The sequence below is a fragment of the Nonomuraea montanisoli genome, from assembly GCF_013363975.1.
Lineage (GTDB): Bacteria > Actinomycetota > Actinomycetes > Streptosporangiales > Streptosporangiaceae > Nonomuraea > Nonomuraea montanisoli.
The window spans coordinates 201,795-218,484 of the sequence record NZ_JABWGN010000002.1 but is presented as its reverse complement, the minus strand read 5'-3'; the positions used below and the strand labels follow the sequence as shown (position 1 = coordinate 218,484).

11 protein-coding genes and 1 pseudogene are annotated in these 16,690 nt (G+C 73.8%); 4 read left to right on the top strand and 8 right to left on the bottom strand.

Annotation, left to right across the window (positions count from 1 at the left end):
• Nucleotides 1–20: 20 nt before the first annotated feature.
• From HTZ77_RS04490 to HTZ77_RS04465, 6 genes are all read right to left on the bottom strand, one after another.
• Nucleotides 21–851 (bottom strand): PhzF family phenazine biosynthesis protein, encoded by an 831-nt coding sequence (locus HTZ77_RS04490; RefSeq protein ID WP_175588147.1) that lies wholly within the window; start codon nucleotides 849–851, stop codon nucleotides 21–23.
• Nucleotides 852–934: 83 nt separating this feature from the next.
• Nucleotides 935–2,062, bottom strand: a complete 1,128-nt coding sequence (locus HTZ77_RS04485; protein WP_175588146.1) for a winged helix DNA-binding domain-containing protein — start codon at nucleotides 2,060–2,062, stop codon at nucleotides 935–937.
• A gap of 65 nt (nucleotides 2,063–2,127) precedes the next feature.
• Nucleotides 2,128–3,840 carry an ABC transporter family substrate-binding protein gene (locus HTZ77_RS04480; RefSeq protein ID WP_175588145.1) on the bottom strand — a complete coding sequence of 571 codons (1,713 nt, stop codon included), beginning with the start codon at nucleotides 3,838–3,840 and terminating at the stop codon, nucleotides 2,128–2,130.
• A complete protein-coding gene (locus HTZ77_RS04475; RefSeq protein WP_175588144.1) occupies nucleotides 3,837–5,990 on the bottom strand; it encodes a dipeptide ABC transporter ATP-binding protein in 2,154 nt (717 codons plus the stop codon). Before HTZ77_RS04475 ends, HTZ77_RS04480 begins: the two co-directional genes overlap by 4 nt.
• 48 nt (nucleotides 5,991–6,038) lie before the next feature.
• A complete protein-coding gene (locus tag HTZ77_RS04470) occupies nucleotides 6,039–6,959 on the bottom strand; it encodes an ABC transporter permease (protein ID WP_175588143.1) in 921 nt (306 codons plus the stop codon).
• The gene (locus tag HTZ77_RS04465; protein WP_175588142.1) at nucleotides 6,956–7,939 is read right to left on the bottom strand and encodes an ABC transporter permease; all 984 of its coding nucleotides are present in this window, start codon (nucleotides 7,937–7,939) and stop codon (nucleotides 6,956–6,958) included. The genes HTZ77_RS04470 and HTZ77_RS04465 overlap by 4 nt, the downstream gene beginning before the upstream one ends.
• Nucleotides 7,940–8,185: 246 nt before the next feature.
• Here HTZ77_RS04465 and HTZ77_RS48660 point away from each other — a divergent pair, with 246 nt between their 5' ends.
• The 3 genes and pseudogenes from HTZ77_RS48660 to HTZ77_RS45765 all read left to right on the top strand — a co-directional run bounded on the left by HTZ77_RS48660 (nucleotide 8,186) and on the right by HTZ77_RS45765 (nucleotide 9,351).
• Complete coding sequence (locus HTZ77_RS48660) at nucleotides 8,186–8,317, top strand: helix-turn-helix domain-containing protein (protein ID WP_407940474.1); 132 nt, start codon at nucleotides 8,186–8,188, stop codon at nucleotides 8,315–8,317.
• A pseudogene (locus HTZ77_RS45770) lies at nucleotides 8,256–8,957 on the top strand (RNA-guided endonuclease InsQ/TnpB family protein); the annotation flags it as partial. The gene HTZ77_RS48660 and the pseudogene HTZ77_RS45770, both read left to right, overlap by 62 nt.
• 70 nt (nucleotides 8,958–9,027) lie before the next feature.
• Nucleotides 9,028–9,351 (top strand): transposase, encoded by a 324-nt coding sequence (locus HTZ77_RS45765; RefSeq protein WP_235994370.1) that lies wholly within the window; start codon nucleotides 9,028–9,030, stop codon nucleotides 9,349–9,351.
• A 13-nt stretch (nucleotides 9,352–9,364) separates the two neighbouring features.
• Here HTZ77_RS45765 and HTZ77_RS04455 read toward each other — a convergent pair whose 3' ends face one another.
• Both HTZ77_RS04455 and HTZ77_RS04450 read right to left on the bottom strand, forming a co-directional pair.
• Nucleotides 9,365–11,713, bottom strand: a complete 2,349-nt coding sequence (locus tag HTZ77_RS04455; RefSeq protein ID WP_175588141.1) for an AAA family ATPase — start codon at nucleotides 11,711–11,713, stop codon at nucleotides 9,365–9,367.
• Between the two features lie 268 nt (nucleotides 11,714–11,981).
• Complete coding sequence (locus HTZ77_RS04450; protein WP_175588140.1) at nucleotides 11,982–14,795, bottom strand: hypothetical protein; 2,814 nt, start codon at nucleotides 14,793–14,795, stop codon at nucleotides 11,982–11,984.
• A gap of 333 nt (nucleotides 14,796–15,128) precedes the next feature.
• Between HTZ77_RS04450 and HTZ77_RS04445 the strand changes: the two genes are divergently transcribed.
• Complete coding sequence (locus tag HTZ77_RS04445; protein ID WP_175588139.1) at nucleotides 15,129–16,658, top strand: MFS transporter; 1,530 nt, start codon at nucleotides 15,129–15,131, stop codon at nucleotides 16,656–16,658.
• Nucleotides 16,659–16,690: the final 32 nt, after the last annotated feature.

The window sequence follows — 16,690 nt, the reverse complement described above, 5'->3', positions numbered from 1 at the left end:
GCGCGAGGCCGCCCGGAGGCTCAGAGCTCGACGTGCCCGGAGACGCAGGGGACGGTCGAGCCGCCCACCCAGATCGTGCCCTCGTCGTCGGTCGAGACGTGGACCCGCCCGGCGCGGCCGAGCCGCGTGCCCTGGGCGGCCACGTACGGCGCCCTCGCCCGTCCGGTGCGCAGCAGCCACTGGGCCACCCCGGCGTTGAGGCTGCCCGTCACCGGGTCCTCGACGGTGCCGCCGCTGAACGGGCAGAACGCCCGTACCTCGAACGCCTGCGGCGCCCCCTCCGGATGCGGCCCCACCACGCCGATGAAGCAGTCGACGACGGCGGGCTCCACCGCGAGCACCGCCTCGGCGTCGCGCAGCAGCACCGCCACCCAGCGGGGTCCGTTGTCGGCCCACTCGATGTCGACGATCTCGCTCCGGTCGAGGCGCAGCAGGCCGGCCACGTGCTCGGCGAACGCCTCCTCCACGGGCCCCGACCTGACGAGCGGCGGCGCGGCGAACGCCAGCCCGCCCTCGGTCTCGCGCACCTTCACCAGCCCGGCCCCGCACTCCTGCACGATCACGCCCGGCTGCTGGGGCCTGCCGCCGGCCGCGAGCCAGGCGTGGCAGGTGCCGAGCGTGGGGTGGCCGGCGAAGGGCAGCTCGGAGTCCGTGGTGAAGATCCGCACCTGGTAGTCGGCTGCCGGATCGGTCGGCGGGAGGACGAACGTGGTCTCCGACAGGTTCGTCCAGTGGGCGAACCGCTGCATCTCCTCGGTGGTCAGCCCCTTGCCGTCGAGGACGACGGCGAGCGGGTTGCCGTGGTAGGGGACGGATGTGAACACATCGACCTGGGTGAATGCACGCTGCATCCCGCAAGTGTGGCAGACCCGCCCAGTTCGCCCTCCTCAGGCCGCCGGACCGCTCCGGCAGCGTGAGAGCGGGCGGTGTTCGCTCAGGCGTCGGCCTGGTCGGTCGCGTCCGCCGGGACGGCGGCCAGCAGCGACTCCACCCGGGCCACGGCCTCCCCCAGGGCGGTCTCCGGCACCGCCTCGAACAGCTCCACCACGGCCCGGCCGCCCTCGGGCCGCCAGACGCCGACCACCCGCCCGCCGCGCAGGACGACCGGCGAGATCCAGCCCGCCTGGCGGCTGACCTTGGCCTTGGCGTCGGCCGGGATCAGCGGCTCCAGGTCGCGGGGCGCGCCCAGGATGTACGGGTCGAAGCCCGGCAGCAGGCTGACCTCCTCCGAGGGCCGGGTGGCGGCCAGCTCGTCGAGGTGCTCGGTGAGCGCGAGCAGCGTGCGGCCGTCGTCGGTCTCCACCTCGGTCAGCTCCGGCCCGAGATCGCGGAACCACGCCTTGAGCACCGCCTTGCGCGCCACCCCGCCGAACAGCCACTTGTCGAACATCTCCGGCGTCGCCGGCCCGTGCGCCCCGAGGAACGCCCGCGCCACCCGCACCCCCGCCTCCTCCTGCGGCGGCAGCGCCGCGGGCCAGCCCGGCAGCCAGCGGCGCGGGGCGGTGAAGGTGACCCGGCCCTCACGCGGCGGCCCGTAGCACAGCTCGCCGAGGCGGCTGAGCGGCTTGAACAGGGCGCCCCACCCGGAGGTGAGCGCCTGTCTCAGGTGGTCGTCGCCGGTGACCTCCACCACGGCGCCGACCAGCTCCTCGCGGGTCATCGGGTGCTCTCCCAGGGCCCGTGGCACGGCGTCGACGATGGCGTCGATCTCGGCCGCGGTGACGCCGTGCCACCGCTGCCACGACGCCTTCTCCCAGAAGCGCAGCGTGCCGAGCGCCGAGCAGAGGTCGGGCAGCGTGTCGGAGGGCACCAGGTGCAGGGTGCCGCGCATGACCCAGGTCTTGGCCAGGGTGCGGGCCTCCCACAGCGCGCGGTCCGGCCCGCCCGGGTCGGGGCGGGCGCTCCTGACGGCCACGGCCAGGCGCGCCGACGAGGCGACCTGCGCCTGCACCCCGCACAGCCGCCGGGCGACCGCCACGGCGTCGGCGCCGTCCGGGCTGCTCACGAACTGCCGGCGCAGCCGCCAGGCGAGGATCTGGGACCAGGCGAGGGAAGTCGTCACGTCCCCGTTCTACCGGAGGCCACCGACAGATCCCTCCCCCTGGCACGATCGCCGGACCGGCCGGATCAGGGGGTGAAGCCGATGTTCTCGTAGCGCAGGTCGTAGAAGCCGCGGGCGCCCACGTTGGCCAGGGACGACCGCACGGCGACGTTCTGCGGGCGCTGGTAGAGCGGCAGGACGTTGACCTCCTGCCAGATGAGCCGGTCGGCCTCGTTGGTGGCGACCCGGGCCTTGGCGGGGTCGAGGCTCTGGCTCGCCTTGTTCATGGCGTCGTCGATGGCCTGCGACCCGGTGCGCCCGAAGTTGGCGTTCCACGTCTTGCCGTCCGGCGCGTTCGCGTAGATGCCGTAGCTGCTCGACACCGGGAACGGGGTGCCGATGTAGGCGAACGCCGTCAGGTCGAAGTTGCCGGGGATGACGTACTTGGTGAAGAAGTCGTCGCTCGGCACGGCCTGGATGGAGACCTGCACCCCGATCTGGCTCAGCATGCTCTGCACCAGCTCCGCCTCCGACTTGCTGACCTGCACGCCCGAGGGCACGACGAAGCGCAGCGCCAGCGGCCTGCCGTCCTTCTGCCGGACCGCGCCGGCGACCTTCCAGCCGGCCTGGTCGAGGAGCTGCTTGGCGCGCGCCGGGTCGTAGGCGCCGAGCGCGCCGGCGTTGTCCTGGTAGCCCTCCTGGGTGTTCATGAAGAAGTGGTTGCCGAGCGGCGTGATCGGCCAGTCGAGCCCCTGCAGGTCGGACTGGGCGATGGCCTGCCGGTTGACGCCGAGCTGGACGGCCTGGCGGACCCGCTGGTCGCGCAGCAGGTCGCTGGAGCCGTTGAAGGTGATGTGGCGGAAGTCGGGGCCGGCCGCCTGGCGCACCTGGGCGTCGCGGGTGGTGCGGGCGCGGGCGTAGTCCGGCGCGGAGGGGCCGATGTCGGCGACGTCCAGCTCGCCATTGCCGAACGCGCCGATCAGGGCGTCCTGCTCGGAGGCGCGGTAGACGATCTGATCGAGCTTGGCGCGCTGCCCCCACCACTGCTCGTCGCGGACGAGCGTGATGGTCTTGGCGGTCTGGTCGAAGCCCTTGAGCCGGAACGGGCCCGCGGTCACGGGGATGTTGTTCAGCCACGCGTTGTTGAACGCGTCGGGCGTGCGGTTGGCGGAGGCGGGCAGCAGCGGCCCGAACAGCGACTGCCAGTCGCCGAACGGCCGGGCGAAGGTCACCACCACCTCGTGGTCGTCGCGGCCCCGGACGACCTTCTGGATGTCCTGGTAGCCGGTGGCCGAGACGATGCGGTAGCGCGGGTCCTTGCCGTTGAGCGCCTGCCACTGGGCCTCGTAGTCGGCCCACGTGATGGGCTTGCCGTCGGACCAGCGGGCCTTGGGGTTGAGCCGGTAGGTGACGACCTGCTTGGGCTCCCGTGCGGTGAGCTTCGCGTCGAGGACGTAGTCGGGGTTGGGCCTGATCACCGCCTTCTCGTCGGACAGGAACGGCGCGGGCAGCAGCGCGTTGCTGATCACGGCGGCGACGGCGAGGTTGCCGTCGACGTGGTTGCGGTTCCACTGGGCGGGGAACTCGTTGACGCCCCAGCGCAGCGTGCCGCCGTCCTTGACCTTCTCGCGCGGCTGCGGGTTGATGTCGTACGCCTTGACGGACCGGGCGGTCTCGTCGCCGGGGCCGCCTCCGGCGCCCTGTTGCCCGCCGCAGCCGGTGAGCGCCGCCGGGACGGACAGGGCGACGGCCACGGCGACGGCCGTGCGGGCCGCGATCCGGGCTGCGTGTGCCTTCATCGGGAGTTCCTCCTGGGTTGGACGACGTCGAGCTGCTCCGCGTAATGGCAGGCCGCGCCCTGGTCGCCGGCGGGCTCGCCGACCGGCAGCACATCGGGCTCGGCCTCGACGCACAGGACGCGCTCGTCCTCGGTCAGCACCGTGCGGAACTTCGGGCATCGGGTGCGGAAGCGGCAGCCCGACGGCGGATGCGCCGGGCTCGGGAGATCGCCCTCCAGGAGGATCCGCCTGCGCGAGCGCTCGCGGGCGGGGTCGGGCAGCGGGATGGCGGACAGCAATGCCTGGGTGTACGGGTGTGCGGGGGCGTCGTAGACGGCGTCCACGGCGCCGATCTCGGCGATCCTGCCGAGGTACATGACGGCGACCCGGTCGGCGATGTGCCGGACCACGGCCAGGTCGTGCGCCACGAACAGGTACGACAGGCCGAGCCTGACCTTCAGCGAGGCGAGCAGGTTGATGACGCCGGCCTGGATGGACACGTCGAGCGCCGAGACCGGCTCGTCGAGCACGAGCAGCCGGGGCTCCAGCGCCAGGGCCCGGGCGATGCCGATGCGCTGCCGCTGGCCGCCCGAGAAGTCCTGCGGGTAGCGCTCGGCGTGCTCCGGCGCCAGGCCGACGAGCGTGAGCAGCTCGGCGACGCGGCGGCCGGAGTCGCCGAGCCCGTGGGTGCGCAGCGGCTCGGCCACGACGTCGTGGACGGTCATCCGCGGGTCGAGCGAGGCCAGCGGGTCCTGGAAGACGACCTGCATGTCGCGCCTGATCGCCATGCGCTCTGCGGGGCCGAGCCGGGCGGTGTCGTGGCCGAAGACGACGACGCGTCCCCGTTGCGGCCTGGCCAGCTCCAGGATCTCCAGCAGCGTCGTGGTCTTGCCGCAGCCCGACTCGCCGACCAGCCCGAGCGTCTCGCCCTCGCGGATCGCGAAGCTGATCCCGGCCACGGCGTGGACGGTGCCGACGCGGCGTTTGAAGACCGCGCCGCGCAGCAGCGGATAGTCCTTGACCAGGCCCTCCACCCGCAGCACCGGCTCGCCCCTCGGGACGGCGGCCTCCACCGCCCTCTCGGCCTCCCGCGCCTCCTCGGCCTCCGCGGGAGCCTGGGTTTCCTTCTCGGCCTCCTCCGCCTCCGCCGCCTCGGCCTCGGAGGCGGCCTCGTCCTCCCACCGGATGCAGGCGGCCAGATGGCCGGGGCCGGTCTCGAACAGCGGCGGCTCGGCCTCGTCGCAGGCGGCGACGTGCAGCGGGCAGCGCGGCGCGAACGGGCAGCCCGGCGGCAGCGCGGCGGGCGAGGGCGGCGAGCCCTCGATGGGTTCCAGCCTGCGTTGAGCGCCCCGGTCCACCCGCGGGATCGAGCGCAGCAGCCCCACCGTGTACGGCATGCGGGGCCGGTAGTAGACGTCGTCCACGGTCCCCACCTCGACCGGCCTACCCGCGTACATGACGAGTACCCGGTCGGCGAGCCCGGCGACCACCCCCAGATCGTGGGTGATCATGATGATGGCGGCGCCCGTCTCGTCGCGCGCCTTCTTCAGCACCTCCAGCACCTGGGCCTGGATGGTGACGTCGAGCGCGGTCGTCGGCTCGTCGCAGATGACGAGGTCGGGGTCGTTGGCGATGGCCATCGCGATCATCGCGCGCTGCCGCATGCCGCCGGAGAACTCGTGCGGGAAGGCCAGCGCCCGCTCCGCCGGGTGCGGGATGCCGACCAGGTCGAGCAGCGAGACGGCCTTGACCAGGGCCTGCTCCTTGGTGACCCGCTGGTGGACCCGCACGGCCTCGGCGATCTGGTCGCCGACCCGGTAGACGGGGGTGAGGGCGGACAGCGGGTCCTGGAAGACCATCGACATGGCCCGGCCGCGCAGCGCGTTCAGCTCCTTGTCACGGGCGCCGACGAGCTCCCGGCCGTGCAGCCGCACCGAGCCGGACACGCGGGCCGAGGACGGCAGCAGGCCCATGATCGCCGACGCGGTGACCGACTTGCCGGACCCGGATTCGCCGACGACGCCGAGCACCTCGCCCGGCCGCACCTCGAAGGACACGCCGCGCACGGCCGGCACGTCGCCGAAGGAGACGTCGAGGTCGCGGACGTCGAGCACGGGCGCCGACGCGGGGGCGTGCGCCGGGGCGGTCTCGGGCGTGGTGGCGGGTGTCATCGCGGCCTCGTGGTGGCGGGTCTCATCGCGGCCTCGTGGAGGTGGGCGTCATCGCGGCCTCGTGGATGTCGGGTCGAACGCGTCGCGCAGGGCGTCGCCGACGAGGTTGACGGCCAGCACGGTGACGACGAGGAGCCCGGCGACGAACCAGAACGTCCACGGCGCGTACACGGCCGTCTTGGAGCCGTCGGCGATGAGCGTGCCGAACGACACGTCGGGCGGCTGGATACCGAAACCGAAGTAGGACAGGGAGGTCTCGGTGAGGATGGCGGCGCTGACGTTGAGCGTGGCGTCCACGATGAGCAGCGACGACAGGTTGGGCAGCACGTGCCGGAAGATGATCGTCACCGGACGGACGCCCATGAACCGGGCGGCCTGGATGAACTCCCGCCGCTTCAGCGAGACCGTCATGCTGCGGACGATCTTGGAGGTGACCATCCAGAGGAACAGCGCCAGCATGAGCACGAACAGCGCCCACGTCCCCTCGCCGAACACCGGCGACATGATCGCCAGGATGAGGAACGCGGGCAGCACCAGCAGCAGGTCGGTCAGCCAGGTCAGCGTCCGGTCGGCCCAGCCCGGGAAGTACCCGGCGAAGGCGCCGACGAGCGCGGCCAGCGCGGTGGAGACCAGGGCCGCGAGCAGCCCCACGATCAGCGACTTCTGCATGCCGCGCAGCGTCACGGCGTAGACGTCGGCGCCGGTCTGCAGGGTGCCGAACCAGTGGCTCGCCGAGGGCGGCTGGAGGAAGGCGGTGAAGTCGCGGTCGGTGTACGACCACGGGCTGAGCAGCGGCCCGGCGAAGGCCAGCAGGAACATCACCACGAGCACCGCGAGCCCGGCCGCCCCCTGCCGCGAGCCCAGGAACCGCCGCACGACGACCCGGCCGCGCGACGGCGCCCGGCGCGGCCCCCGCCCGGGGACGCCGGGGGTCAGCTCCTCGGCCACCTCCTCCTCGGGGAGCGTCATCCCGCCCTCACCCGCGGGTCGAGCGCGGCGTGCAGCAGGTCCGAGGCCAGCGAGGCGCACAGCACGGCCACGGCCGCGAGGAGCGCGATGGCCGCCACGGTGTTGACGTCGTTGGTGAAGATGGAGTTGATGAGCTGCTCGCCGAGCCCGTGCCAGCCGAAGATCTTCTCGGTGAACGTGGCGCCGGTCAGCAGCGCCCCGAACGTGAACGCGAAGTACGTCATGACCGGCACCAGCGCGGTGCGCAGCGCGTGGCGGGTCAGGGCGGCGCGCCGGCTCAGGCCCTTGGCCCGCGCGGTGCGGACGAAGTCGGCGCCGAGCACGTCGAGCATCATGTTGCGCTGGTAGCGGCTGAAGACCGCGACCAGCGCGAGCGACAGCGAGGCGGTCGGCAGGACGAGGTGCTGGATCCGGTCGAGCACGCTGCCCCAGAAGCCGGTGTCGAGGCCGCCGGTGTACTCGCCGCTGACCAGGAAGACCTGGGTGCCGAGCCGGTCGTTGAGCCAGGTGGCGAACAGGATGAGCATGTTGGCCAGCACGACCACGGGCACCGCGAGCACCGCGAAGGACAGGGCCGTCGAGACGCGGTCGAACCACCCGTACTGCCGGACCGCGGCCAGGGCGCCGAGCAGCACCCCGCCGACGCTGCCCACGATCATGCCGAGCACCACCAGCCGGAAGGTGACCCCGGCGCGCCGGGCGATGTCGTCGTTGACCGGCGAGCCGGTCACGCTCTTGCCGAGGTCGCCGTGCAGCACCCCGCCCGCCCAGACGGCGTAGCGCTCCAGCAGCGGGACCTGGTCGTTCAGGTTGAGCGCGGTGAGCTGGGCGTCGATGACCGCCGGCGGCGGCTTGGGCGTGCGGTCGGCGTAGTTGGAGCGCGGGTCGAGGGCCGTGGCGGCGAGCATGTACGCCAGGCTCGCGGCGACGGCGACGAGCACGAGGTAGTTGAGCAGCCTGCGGGCCAGGAACCCCGCCATCCTCCCCCCTCCCGCGCACGATGCGTAGTCATATTGCTACACCATGCGACGGGGAGGGGGCCAGGACGCGCGGGGCCCGCCCCCCGGGGTTTACCGCACTGTCGAAGGCGACCACCACGCCGGCACCCGGTGACGAAGACCGGATGGACATGCAGCGCGGTTTCCATGTGCCTCCACGCCGGCATTCCACCTTGTGATCAATGAGACCGCCGATAGGGTGTTCGACAAGCATGCTGGAGGGGGTGCATGGTGCTGACGGGACGCCGCTACCGGCTGCACCTCACCGCCGACCAGGAGGCCTACGCCGAACAGGTCGGTGGGACTTGCCGCAGCGTATGGACTGGCACAGGCCAAGACCGAGTTCGCCTGGCTGGCTGACGCACCCTCTCAGGTCCTCCAGCAGACCTTGAAGGATCTTGATACGGCGTGCGCGCGGCACGGGGCGTGGAAGGTCCGCTGGCGCTCAGCACGCCGCTGGACGCCGTCGTTCCGGTTCCCGCAAGGCAGCGCGATCGCGGTGGAGCGGCTGGGCCGCCGCTGGGGGCAGGTGAAACTCCCCAAGTTCGGGTGGGTCCGGTTCCGCTGGTCGCGCCCGTTGGGCGGCGCCATCCGGTCGGCGACCGTCTCACGTGACGGTGGCCACTGGTACATCAGTTTCCTGGTGGAGGACGGGCAGGCCGCCCCGGCAGCGCATCCCGGTCCTGCGGTCGGGATCGACCGGGGCGTGGTCGTGGCCGCTTCCACCAGCGACGGCGCGTTCCACGACCGGGCCTACATCACCTCCGGCGAATCGCAGCGGTACCGGCGGCTTCAACAGCAGCTCGCCCGCACCCGGTGGGGCAGCAACCGCCGCCGCCAGGTCGTGGCGAAGCTGGGCCGGATCATGTTCCGGGTACGTCAGCGCCGCCAGGATTTCAACGCCCAGACCGCCGCCAGCTTGTGCGCCCGCTACGGCACCATTGTGCTGGAAGACCTGAAGACTGCGAACATGACCCGTTCGACCAGGGGGACCGCCGAGGCCCCCGGCAGGGGTGTCACCCGGAAGCGGGGCCTGAACCGGGCCATCACCCGACAAGGGCTGGCATGGCCTGGAACTCGCCCTCACCAGTGCGGCCCGCTCCACCGGTACTCAGATCATCAAGGTGAACCCGGCGTACACGAGCATCATGTGTTCGGCCTGCGCCCATGTGGACCTGAAGTCCCGCGAGAGTCAAGCGGTCTTCCGGTGCACCGGGTGCGGCCTGGTCGTACACGCGGACGTGAACGCCGCCGTCAACATCAAACACGCGGGCGGGCAGTCCGTGTCAGGACGTGGAGACCTCGCCACTGGGCGGTCTGTGAATCGTCAACCACTCCGGCCACGAGTGCGGCAGCATGCCGCACTCGTGGCACGGGGAATCCCAGTCCTCTAGGGCGGGGAGGAAGTCAACGGCCCGAGATCTCGTCGACGGCGGTGCGCACGTCCTCGCTGGTGATGGTGGTCAGCTCGGCCGAGGTGGCGGAGGCGCCCTGCGAGGCCAGCGCGGCCAGCCGCACGTCGCGGCGCATGGCCGCCCGCTCGAACAGCGACCGGGCGAACCGGCCGTTGCCGAGCCCGTCGATCAGCCGCTCCTCGCACACCCAGGTGAAGACCTCGTCCAGGTCGCGCAGCGCGGCCTCGTCGAAATGGTCGCCGGACTTGTCGGCCAGCAGCACCGCGATCTCCGACAGCTCGGCCGGCGTGTAGCTGGGGAAGGCGACGCGCTGGTTGAAGCGGCTGGCCAGGCCGGGGTTGGTGGCCAGGAACGCGTCCATCTCGCGCTCGTAGCCGGCCAGCACGATGACGAGCCGGTCGCGGTCGTCCTCGGCCCGCTTGAGCAGGGTCTGCACGGCCTCGGCGCCGAACGCGTCGCCGCCCGCGTAGCCGGGGTTGACCAGGCTGTACGCCTCGTCGATGAACAGCACGCCGCCGAGGGCCCGGTCGACCAGCTCGTTCGTCTTGATCGCGGTCGCGCCGAGGTGCTGGCCCACGAGGTCGGCGCGCTGCGCCTCCACCACGTCGGGCCGGGCGAGCAGGCCGAGCGCGGCGAAGACCCGGCCGACGACCCGGGCCACCGTGGTCTTGCCGGTGCCGGGCGGGCCGACGAAGACGAAGTGGCGGGTCTGCGGCGGCGTGGGCAGGCCCCGCTCCTGCCGCATGCGCGCCACCTGGAGCTGCGCGGCGATCGCGTGGACCTGCCGCTTGACCGGGGCCAGCCCGGCCATCCGGTCGAGGTCGGCCAGCGCCTCCTCCAGCGTGGGGGTGGCCTCGTGGCCGCGGAAGCGGGCGGTCAGCTCGTTGAACGCCTTGGTCAGGTCGGGCGTGGTCGTGGTGACGAGGTCCTCGGTGGAGGGGGTGCCGCCCGCGCCCACCACCCGCACGTCGCGGGCCTGCGCGGCGGCCTCGACCAGGCTGCGGGCGAAGCGGGCGTTGCCCAGCTCGTCCACCAGCCCCCTCCGGTGGACGTCCTCGAACAGGCCGAGCAGGGCCGCCCTGGTCTCGTCGGACATCGTGTCGCCCCGGCGCCGCTGGAGCAGCTCGGTGATCTCGGCCAGCTCGCCGGGCGAGTAGCTGGGGAAGCGCACACGGGTGGCGAACCGGCTGGCCAGGCCGGGGTTGGAGGCGAGGAAGCCGGCCATCTCCTGCTCGTAGCCGGCCAGGATGATGATCAGCCGGTCGCGGTCGTCCTCGGCCCGCTTGAGCAGGGTCTGCACGGCCTCGGCGCCGAACCGGTCGGGCTGCCCGTCGGCGGAGTTGACCAGGCTGTACGCCTCGTCGATGAACAGCACGCCGCCGAGGGCCCGGTCGACCAGCTCGTTCGTCTTGATCGCGGTCGCGCCGAGGAACTCGCCGACCAGGTCGGCCCGCTGCGCCTCGACCACGTACGGGGTGTCGAGCAGGCCGAACGCGTAGAAGATCTTCGCGAGGGTGCGGGCCACGCTGGTCTTGCCGGTGCCGGGCGGCCCGGAGAAGACGAAGTGCCGGGTCGGCCGGCCGGCCGTGTAGCCGGCCTCGGCGCGCAGCCGGGACGCCTCGATCGAGGCCGCGATGGAGCGCACCTGCTCCTTGACCGGGGCCAGGCCGATCATGCTCTCCAGCTCGCCCAGCGCCTCCTCGACCGAGATGCTGGGCGGCGCCGTCCCCCGCTCCTGCTGCTGCGCGGGGCCGCCCTCGCGCACCCGTACGCGCAGCTGCTCCTGCTCCTGGCCGGCCAGCTCGGCCCGGGCGCGGCGGGCCAGCACGAAGCGGTAGAGCAGCACCGCGGCGGCCACGCCGTACGCGACCCAGACCGCGGTGGCCTCGGAGACCAGGGAGAGCGCGGCGGCGAGCAGGCCCGCGGGCAGCAGCGCCAGCAGGGCGGTCAGCCACGGCGGCACCCAGCGGATCAGGTGCGCGACACCCGCGACCGGCACGGCCAGCGCGAGCAGGAGCGTCGGCGCGGGCGAGCCGACCGGGAACAGCATCACGAACACCGGCATCAGCACGACCCAGGCGGCCACGACCACGGCGGTGGCGGCGGCGCGCGGGAAGCGCAGGGTCAGCGCGGCGAAGGCGAGCAGGGTCAGGGTGACGAGGAACGTCCGGGCGAGGTCCCACCCGAGGGCCGCGCCGAGACCGACGGAGCCGATCAGCGCCGAGGCGTACATCACCCGGCGCACGGCCGGGGGCAGATGGAAATAGCGCAGGCGCACCCGCTCGAACAGATCCCGCGCCGCGACCCGCCCCGCGGCCTGGGCCCTGCCGGACTCACGCATCACGCCTCCCCGGTCCGCCCCCGGTTATACCGCACCAGACGGGCGATTGGGCGGACCTGACACGCCACGTGACGCCTGACGCTCGGGGGACGTACGGGACGAAGAGGGCGCTCGACGCAGCCTCCACGGGTCAACGCGGCGGATCAGCACCGTCGAGCCGGCACCGTCGAGCCGGCACCGTCGAGCTGGCGGCGTCGGCGGCGTCGGTTCAGTGGTCTGGGCAGCCCGGGCAACGCCGGGGAACGGCACGGCGCCGCCGCCGCAGGGGTCAGCCGCGCTGGTGCCGTCCGGGGAAGTCGCCGGTCAGCACCTGCTTGGGGGTGACGCGCAGCAGGCCGGAGCCCGCCACGGCGACCCCGCGCACCTCCACCCAACGGCGGCGCGGCGACGGGCCCGCCGCGAACACCGCCACCCGCGGGTCCGCCTCCACCGCCTCCCCCGCCCCGGCCTCGGCGACGAGCCGCAGCTCGCCCGCGGGGCCGATGGACGCCGCCGCGCCGACCGTCCGCGGGCCGAGGGGGTCGGCGAAGGACAGGACGACGTTCCTGGCGTACGCGAGCGCCTGGCGCGCCTCGGGCCCGAGCGGCACGGACGGCTCGTCACCGGCGGGCAGGTCGCACATGAGCAGCGAGGATCGCCAGGGCCCCGGGCCGCCGCGCCACCACGCGCGCGCCGCCCGCACCGCGAACACGACGGCCACGAGACCCAGCGCCGCGATGCCTGCCCGCCACGCCCATGCGGCCCCCTCGGCCCACGGACCGCCGGGCATGCCGGTGGGGCCGCTCATGGCGCCCCCGGGAAGGCCGGTCTCATCGCCCACGACGCCGCCGGGGCCTCCCGCCGGACCGCCGGGGCCTCCTGTCGCACCGCCCGGGCCTCCCGCTGGGCCGCCGTGTCCACCCCAGCCGGGCAGGCGCGCGACCCAGCCGAGCAGGGCGCCCGCCGCGCACCCGGCCGCCGCCACGGAGAGGAGGACCACCGCCGCGCGCAGCCACGCGTCCTCGCGGCGTGCGCCCGGCGCGGGGCGGACGCGCCGGTAGCAGCGCAGCAGCGGGTACGGCACGGCCACGGCGGCCAGCGCGGCCCTCGGCTCGACGGCCAGGGCGCCGAGCACCAGCGGCACCAGCACCGACCAGGTGCGGCCCGCGATGATCCACAGGGCCACCCCGGCGTTCCGTCGCGCCGTCCGCAACCCCTCCGCGGCGTTCCCCCGCACCGCCCGCCCTCCCTGGGGGACGTTCCCACGCGACGTCCGCTCGCCCTCCGCGGCGTCCCCCCGCGCCCTCCGTCTCCCGTCCCCGGCGATGTCGCGCGCCGTCCGCTTCGCCTCGCCGGCGTTCCGGAGCGCCGGCGAGCCGCTCTCCACCGAGGTCGCACGGGTCGTCCGCTCGCCGTACGCGGCGGCGGCGAACCGTTCCAGGGCCTGGACCGGACGGCCGCGCCACGTGCCGGCCAGTGCGCGCAGAGCGGCGTGCGCCGGCCAGCCGAGCACCGCGATCGCCGCGAGCCCGGCCCACACCGGGTCCAGCCACGACGGCACGCCCGGGACGGCGGTCAGGGCCAGCCAGGCGGCATACGCGGCCACCGACACGGCGGCCGAGACCACCTCCGTCCCGAGCCACGGGTCGCGCCCCAGCATGGCGGGCACGCGCGGCCAGACCCGTACCCGGCGGGCCTGCCGCACGGTGAGCACGGCCAGCAGCCCCAGCGCGACCAGGCCGCCCAGCTCCGCCTGGAGGGCGAGGCCGACGGTGTACGCGATCGCGGCCACCCCGAGCGTGGCCGCCGCCACCAGCAGGCGGGCCTGCCGCGCCCACACCTCCAGGGCACGCCTGGCCCGGCCGGTCTCCCGGGGGTCCACCGGCCAGGAAGGGTCGTGATGGGCACGGGGCCGGTCCCAGCGCAGCAACGCCAGCCCGAGATTGACCCGCGCCCGCACCAGCACCGCCTCTTCCCCGGGGGCGCCGACGTACGGCGCCACGGGCACGACGACCGGCCCGGACCCCTGGGGACGCCCGGGCGGGTCGGACTCCTGCGGATGCCTGGGCTCGGACTCCTGGAGACGCCCGGGCTCGGACCCCTGGGGACGCCTGGGCCGATCGGACCACCCGGTGCCCTGATGGGCCCCGGACCCGGGCCGGCCTGAGTCATGAGGCGTCGCGGGCCGGGCGGCCCGGTCTGAGTGCTGAGGCGGCACGGACGCCGCGGACGAGCCCGAGGAACCCGGCGCTGAGACGGCGGACGAGCCGGAGACGTCTGGCGGCGCCAGGTCGGACGAGCCGGAGACGCCCGACGGCGGCAGGTAGAACGGGCCGGAGACGCCCTGCGGCGGCCGCTCGAACAGGTCGGAGGTGCCCCGCGGCGGCCGCTCGAACGGATCGGAGGTGCCCCGCGGCGGCAGGTCGAACGGGTCGGAGAACGCCGGCGGCGCGACGCCCGAGGACGGCTCGACGGCCGAAGGCGATCCGGCGCCCGAGGACGGCTCGACGGGCGAGGGCGATGCGGCGGACGAGTGCCACCCGATGGCCGGGTGCGGGGAAGCGGTCGGGTGCGGGGAAGCGGTCGGGTGCGGGGAGAAAGCCTGGTGCGGGGAGAGCGCCAGGTGCGGGGAGAGCGCGGTGCGGTAGGCCGTGGCCGCGCGCCTGTGGTCGCCGCGCAGCAGGGCGAGATCCCCCTCCAGGACGTGGACCGCCGGCTGCTCCGGCGCGAACGACCGCGCCAGCCCCGCCTGGGCGGCGGCCTCGTCCGCGTGCCCCGGCAGGCGGGACAGCGCGGCGGCCAGGCGTACCCGGGCGGCCCAGGAGCCGGGCGAGAGCCGTACCGCCTCCCGCGCCGGGGCCAGGGCCTCGGCGTCGCGGCCGAGCCGTTCCAGGGCCAGGCTCACCAGCCGGTGCGCCCACTCCCCCGCGGCCGCGGCCTCCCCGTGGTCGTCGCGCGCGGCCGCCTCCGCGGCGCGGTGGGCGGCGTGCAGCGCCTCCTCGGGGCGGCCGGCGTGGAGGCGGGTGACGGCTTCGGCGCACCATGCGCGAGGGGATTTGTCGGTTTTTTCATGGTTCTTGCTATGATTTCCGTCCGTCCCCACCAGCTCATGATCGGCTGTTCGATGAAAGTTGAACAGGTAGCGACATAGGGCTGTATCTCTCTAGAGAGGTACACGTGAGGGCCTTCGATGCGTCGATACCGCTATCCCAAGCGCAAGCCATGGCCTAAGCTGCCACGCAAGCTGGAGCGGAGGAGCCCGAAGGCAGCGTTTCCCACCATCAGCGTCCCGCCAGGCAGCGTCTCGACCACGCGGCGTCCCGGCGGGCGCGGAGAGCAGCAGAGAGCACAGGCACGAACCGTCGGGCTCCCGCACTCACGGCGACCACAGGCACGCGCGGGCCCGTTGTGGACGGATCGGCCGGCAAGGAGGTCCATGACCGTCACACAGGCCGCACCCCTCGTACGGCGTGGGGCTCGGCGAAACCCCGACAGCCGCTGGGCGATCCTCCTGGTGCTCTGCCTGAGCCTCCTGCTCATCACGGTCGACGCGACAGTCCTGCACATCGCCGTGCCGGCCCTCACCGCGGAGCTGGAGCCGTCGGCCGTGCAGCTCCTGTGGATCATCGACGTCTACTCCCTGGTGGTCGCGCCACTGCTGATCATGTTCGGCACGCTCGGCGACCGCTACGGGCGCAAACGGCTGGTCCTGGGTGGTTACGTGCTGTTCGGGGTCGCCTCGGCCGCCGCGGCCCTCTCCCCCGGCCCGCTCTTCCTCATCCTGGCGCGGGCGCTGCTCGGCGTCGGCGGCGCCATGATCATGCCGGCCACGCTGTCGCTGATCCGCCAGGTCTTCACCGACCGCCGCGAACGCGCCGTCGCGCTCGGCATCTGGAGCGCGGTCGCCGCCGCCGGAGCCGCCGTGGGCCCGCTGATCGGCGGCCTGCTCGTGAGCGTGTGGTGGGGCGCCGTCTTCCTCATCAACGTGCCGATCCTGCTGGTCCTGCTGCCCGCCGCGGCGAGGCTGCTGCCCGACTCGCGCCGGGACGAGAGCAGGCCCTGGGACGGGCTGAGCGCCGTCCTGTCCGTGCTCGGCATCCTGGCGCTCGCGTTCGGCCTGAAGGAGGCGGGCTCGGGCACCCTCATGCCGTTCGGCGCGTCCGTGGCCGTCTTCGTGGCCGGGCTGGCGCTGCTGGTGTGGTTCGTCCGGCGGCAGTCACGGCTGGCGGCTCCCCTGCTGGACATCGGCCTGTTCCGCAACCGGGCGTTCGCCACCGGCGTGGCCGGGGTGCTGCTGGGCGTGTTCGCCCTCGTGGGGCTCCAGCTCATGCTGGCCCAGTACCTCCAGCTCGTCCTCGGCGACTCGCCGCCCCAGGCGGCGGTCCGGATGCTGCCGCTGGTGCTGTCGGCCGTCGCCGGCGGGCTCGCCGCGGCCCACATCCTGCCGCGCGCCGGCATGCGCGCCACCATGAGCGGCGGCCTCGGGCTCGTCGCCCTCTCCCTCACCCCCACCCTGAGCTGGGGCGTCGAGAGCCATCCCGTCATGCTCGGCGTCTGCTTCGTCGGCATCGGGTTCGGCGTGCAGGTGGCGCTGCTGGCCGCGTCCGACACGATCATGTCGTCGGTGTCCGAGGGGCGGGCGGGCGGCGCCGCCGCCGTCGAGGAGACCGCCTACGAGCTCGGCGCCGGGCTCGGCGTGGCCGTCCTCGGCACGATCACCACCATCGTGTACGCGCCCGGCCTGCCGTCCGTGCCCGGCGTGCCCGGCGCGGGCATGGACCAGGCCCGGCAGTCGCTGGCCGGCGCCGCCCACGTGGCCCACCAGGTCGGCGGCGGCGCGGGCGACGCGCTGCTCACGGCCGCCCGGTGGGCCTTCGTCAACGCCTTGCACACCACGGTCGTGGTGAGCATCGTCCTGCTCAGCCTGACCGCCATAGCCGTGGCCATGCTGCTGCGCCGTGATTGAGGTGTGCGATGTCCCGCTCCGGGCAGACAACT